4 protein-coding genes are annotated in these 4,451 nt (G+C 70.6%); 1 reads left to right on the forward strand and 3 read right to left on the reverse strand.

Features of this window, described 5'->3' with window-relative positions:
• Nucleotides 1-164 precede the first annotated feature (164 nt).
• The 3 genes from ACFWX1_RS32520 to ppgK all read right to left on the reverse strand — a co-directional run bounded on the left by ACFWX1_RS32520 (nucleotide 165) and on the right by ppgK (nucleotide 3,511).
• Nucleotides 165-1,016 (reverse strand): LLM class flavin-dependent oxidoreductase, encoded by an 852-nt coding sequence (locus ACFWX1_RS32520; RefSeq protein ID WP_378393583.1) that lies wholly within the window; start codon nucleotides 1,014-1,016, stop codon nucleotides 165-167.
• Between the two features lie 106 nt (nucleotides 1,017-1,122).
• On the reverse strand, nucleotides 1,123-2,529 hold the full coding sequence (locus tag ACFWX1_RS32525; RefSeq protein ID WP_378393584.1) for an RNA polymerase sigma factor: 1,407 nt from the start codon (nucleotides 2,527-2,529) through the stop codon (nucleotides 1,123-1,125).
• A gap of 220 nt (nucleotides 2,530-2,749) precedes the next feature.
• Nucleotides 2,750-3,511 carry a polyphosphate--glucose phosphotransferase gene (ppgK, locus tag ACFWX1_RS32530; RefSeq protein ID WP_378393585.1) on the reverse strand — a complete coding sequence of 254 codons (762 nt, stop codon included), beginning with the start codon at nucleotides 3,509-3,511 and terminating at the stop codon, nucleotides 2,750-2,752.
• Between the two features lie 64 nt (nucleotides 3,512-3,575).
• On the opposite strand from ppgK, the gene ACFWX1_RS32535 reads away from it, so the two are divergent.
• A complete protein-coding gene (locus tag ACFWX1_RS32535; protein ID WP_378393586.1) occupies nucleotides 3,576-4,400 on the forward strand; it encodes an inositol monophosphatase family protein in 825 nt (274 codons plus the stop codon).
• Nucleotides 4,401-4,451: the final 51 nt, after the last annotated feature.

A 4,451-nucleotide genomic window follows, 5' to 3' on the forward strand; every position in this document is an offset into this window, starting at 1 on the left:
ACCCCCCCCGCCCCCCCCTGCACCCCCCCCCCGGCCCCGCCACCGCGCACCCGGGCCCCGTGGGGGTGGGCCCCCCCGTGCGTGGGCTAGACCCACACTCAAGCGGTCGAGTTCCACACTCAGGCGCTTGAGTGCCACATTCGCGGCAGCCGGGTTCGGGAGTCTTAGAGCACGAGGTCGGCGAGGCGGGCGAGGTCGTCGAGATTTTCGGTGGCGGGGTTGAAGATCAGCTCGTCGGCGCCGATGTCGCCGAACGCCTTCACCGCGTCCCGCACCTCTTCCGGTGTCGTCCGTACGCCGGAGGCGATGAAGTCGGCCATGTCGCCCATGTTGCTGTAGTAGTCCCGGACCTTCCCGCGGCCCGTGTCGGGCTCGCCCAGCGCGAAATAGGTGATCGCGACGAGCCGTGGCTCGCCCTCGCGCCCGGCCTCCCGCCACGCGGCGCGGGCGTGCTCGAACGATTCGGCCACCATCTCCGGCGGCATCGAACCCCCGACGTAGCCCTGGCCCCACTTCGCCATCCGCGCGAGCGCCGCCGGCGCGAAACCGCCGAACAGCAACGGAACTTCGCGCGTTCCGGGCGGCACGGCGGCGTTTTCGCCGCCCCCGACCGGCTCACCGCGCCACACGTTCCGGTAGACCTCGAGGTCGGCGTCGATCCGCTTGCCGAGCCCCTTCGGGCCGAGGCCGCCGGTGACGAAGTCGTCCTCGCGCCCGCCGATGCCGATGCCGAGCGAGAGCCGTCCGCCGGAAACGCCGTCGATCCCGGCGACCTCCTTCGCCAGCAGCACCGGCGGCCACACCGTGCCGAGCAGGACATTGCTGAGCAGGCCGATCCGGCGGGTCGCCCCGGCCGCGGCGGCGAGCGCGACGGTGTCCATCACGCCCGGATAGGCGATCCGGCCGACCGTGCCGAGTGTCGAGAACCCGGCCTCTTCGGCGCGGTCGGCCCATTCGGGGATGACCGTGGGACGGACGTCGCGGACCTGGTTCGGCAGGCCGATACCGATCTTCATCAAGGCTCCTCGCGGGAATCGACGATGTCGTCTCCACGTTCCCGGAAACGGGAGAACCCCGCCACCACTCGCGTGGCGGCGGGGTTCCCTTTGCCCGTAGGGGAAATCAGTCGAGGTAGTCGCGCAGCACCTGCGACCGCGACGGGTGACGCAGCTTCGACATCGTCTTCGACTCGATCTGCCGGATGCGTTCCCGGGTCACCCCGTACACCTGGCCGATCTCGTCGAGCGTGCGCGGCTGGCCGTCGGTGAGGCCGAACCGCAGCCGGACGACGCCCGCCTCGCGCTCGGACAGCGTCTGCAGCACCGACTGGAGCTGGTCCTGCAGCAGCGTGAACGACACCGCGTCGACCGCGACGACCGCTTCGGAGTCCTCGATGAAGTCACCGAGCTGCGAGTCGCCCTCGTCGCCGATGGTCTGGTCGAGCGAGATCGGCTCACGCGCGTACTGCTGGATCTCCAGGACCTTCTCCGGGGAGATGTCCATCTCCTTGGCGAGCTCCTCGGGCGTCGGCTCGCGGCCGAGGTCCTGCAGGAGTTCGCGCTGTATACGGCCGAGCTTGTTGATGACCTCGACCATGTGCACCGGGATACGGATGGTGCGGGCCTGGTCGGCCATCGCGCGGGTGATCGCCTGGCGGATCCACCACGTGGCGTACGTCGAGAACTTGTAGCCCTTGGTGTAGTCGAACTTCTCCACCGCGCGGATCAGGCCGAGGTTGCCCTCCTGGATCAGGTCCAGGAACGCCATGCCGCGGCCGGTGTAGCGCTTGGCCAGCGACACCACGAGCCGGAGGTTCGCCTCCAGCAGGTGGTTCTTGGCGCGCTCGCCGTCACGCACGATCCACTTGAGATCGCGGCGCATCTGGGTGACGAGCTTTTCGCCCTCCTCCTCGGCGTTGCGCACGCGCTCGGCGGCGTAGAGCCCGGCCTCGATGCGCTTGGCGAGCTCCACCTCCTCCTCGGCGTTGAGCAGCGCCACCTTGCCGATCTGCTTGAGGTAGGCGCGCACCGAGTCGGCGGAGGCGGTGAGCTCGGCGTCCTTGCGCGCCTGGCGCAGCGCCTCGGACTCCTCCTCGTCCCACACGAAGTCCGGGTTGTCCGAGGACTTCCCGCCCTTGTCCGAAGCCGCGCCGCGGCGGCCCTTCGGGGTCTCCTCGGCCTCCTCGTCGTCGTCCTCGGACTCGACCTCGTCGTTGACCGTCTCGTCGACCACGTCGACCTCGACCTCTTCCAGATCCGACAGATCCGGCGATTCGAGGTCGGCCTCGTCGAGCTCGCCGGGACCGTCGGGCTCGCCGTCCTCGGTCTTCGAGCCCTTGGTGGCGGCCTTCTTGGCGGCAGGAGCTTTCTTCGCGGGGGCCTTCTTGGCCGGAGCCTTCTTGGCGCCCGCGGACCTGGTGGTGGTCTTGCGCGCCGCGGTCTCCGCGGTGGTCACCTCGTCGGCCGGCTCACCGGCTGCTGCGGTCGCTGTCTTCGTCCCGCTTCGGGTTGCGGTTCTTGCGGCTGCCACTTACGCCCTTTCGCAGCGGTCGATCGTGACGAGCCGGACCATGCGGCCACAGCTCGCTCAAATTCGGGGAACACGCCTCGGCCTGCGGTTTTGTCCTCCGCAGCCGTGGGCCGTGTTCCATTGTAACGACGGTACGCGGGTGCGGCGCGCGCCGATCACCCTCCGGCACCGCGCACGTGACATTCGTGGCGGTTCTGTCAGTGCCCGCGCGGCACCCGGTTCAGTGCTCGATGCCTTCCGCCGCGGCCACCGCCGCGCCGACGATCCCGGCGTTGTTCTGCAGCGACGCCACGAGGACCGGAGTGCGGATGTCCAGCAGCGGCACCCACTTCTCGGACTTCTTGCTGACCCCGCCGCCGACGATGAACAGATCCGGCCAGACGAGGTTTTCGAGCACGGTCAGATAACGATGCACTCGCTTGGCCCACTGGGGATAGGACAGGCCCTCGTTGTCCTTCACCGACGCGGCCGCGCGCTTCTCCGCGTCGTGCCCGTCGACCTCGACATGGCCGAACTCGGTGTTGGGGACCAGTTTCCCGTCGTGGAACACCGCGCTGCCGATGCCGGTGCCGAAAGTCAGCAGCGCGGTCACCCCGGTCCTCGCGGACGGCTCGCCGAAGCGGATCTCGGCCATCCCCGCGGCGTCGGCGTCGTTGAGCATCGCGATGTCGTCGATGTCGCGGCCGAGGCGCTTGGCGAACAGCGCGTCGGCGTCCGTGCCGATCCACGCGTGGTCGATGTTCGCGGCGGTGTGCGCGACACCCTTCTTCACCACTGCGGGCAGCGTGACCCCGACCGGGCCGTCCCAGCCCGCGGTGGCGACGATCTCGGCGACGACCTCCGCGACCGCTTCGGGAGTGGAGGGCTTCGGCGTGTCGATCCGGATGCGGTCGCCGATGAGCTGACCCCGCTCCAGGTCGACGAGGGCGCCCTTGATGCCACTGCCGCCGATGTCGATTCCGAAACCTCGGGTCGCGGTCACAGACGTGGTCCCTTCTCGCACGATTCAGAAGCCTGCTGCGGAGACTTTAACCGGATGTGGTGACATGACGGACGTGGGAGCTGACGAGTCGTTGCTGAAGAGTGTCGCCGAGCGTATCGCCGTCGAGGCCGCCGAGCTGGTCAAGAGCGCATGGGAGGAGATGGGGCGGGGTGGCCGCGTGCGCGTGGACACCAAGTCCGCCGACACGGACGTGGTCACCGCGGTCGACCACGAGTCCGAGCGGCTGGTGCGGTCCCGCCTGGCCGAGCTGCGCCCCGGCGAGCCGGTGCTGGGGGAGGAGGGCGGTGGCTCGGAGGCGGCCGCCGACGGGGTCACCTGGGTGGTCGACCCGATCGACGGGACGGTCAACTTCCTCTACGGGCTGCCGTGGTTCGCGGTGTCGGTCGCCGCGCAGATCGACGGGGTTTCGGTCGCCGGCGCGGTGGTCGAGCCGGTGAGTGGCCGCCGATGGACCGCCGCGCGCGGCCATGGCGCGTGGCTCGACGGCCGCCCGCTCGCGGTGTCGGCGCCGGAACGGCTGGAGCTGACCCTCGTCGGAACCGGGTTCGCGTATGTCGAAGAACGCCGGAAGCGGCAGGCGCGGTTCGCCTCGGAGCTGCTGGGGCGGGTGCGGGACATCCGGCGCAACGGGGCCGCGTCGCTCGACCTGTGCGCGGTCGGCGCCGGCTGGCTGGACGCCTACGTCGAGCACGGCCTGCACCGCTGGGACTGGGCCGCGGGCGCGCTGGTCGCCGCCGAGGCGGGCGCCGTCGTCGCGCTACCCGGTTCGGCTCCCGACCTCGGGGCCGACGCCACCTACGCCGCGGCGCCGTCCGTCGCCGCGCCGCTGCGCTCGGCCCTCGCCGCGTGCGGCGCCGCCGAGGTCTGATCGCCGTGGTCCGTGGGGGCCTCCTTGAGGGACCTCAGCTCCCTCGGGGAG

Origin of the sequence: Amycolatopsis sp. NPDC059021, assembly GCF_042739895.1 — a bacterium.
In the GTDB taxonomy this organism is placed as follows: Bacteria; Actinomycetota; Actinomycetes; order Mycobacteriales; family Pseudonocardiaceae; genus Amycolatopsis.

What these genes read in the sequence shown, in the direction of transcription:
- ACFWX1_RS32520 (WP_378393583.1), bottom strand. Translation starts at nt 1,016, where the DNA reads ATGAAGATCGGTATCGGCCTGCCGAACCAGGTCCGCGACGTCCGTCCC.
- ACFWX1_RS32535 (WP_378393586.1), top strand. Translation starts at nt 3,576, where the DNA reads ATGACGGACGTGGGAGCTGACGAGTCGTTGCTGAAGAGTGTCGCCGAG.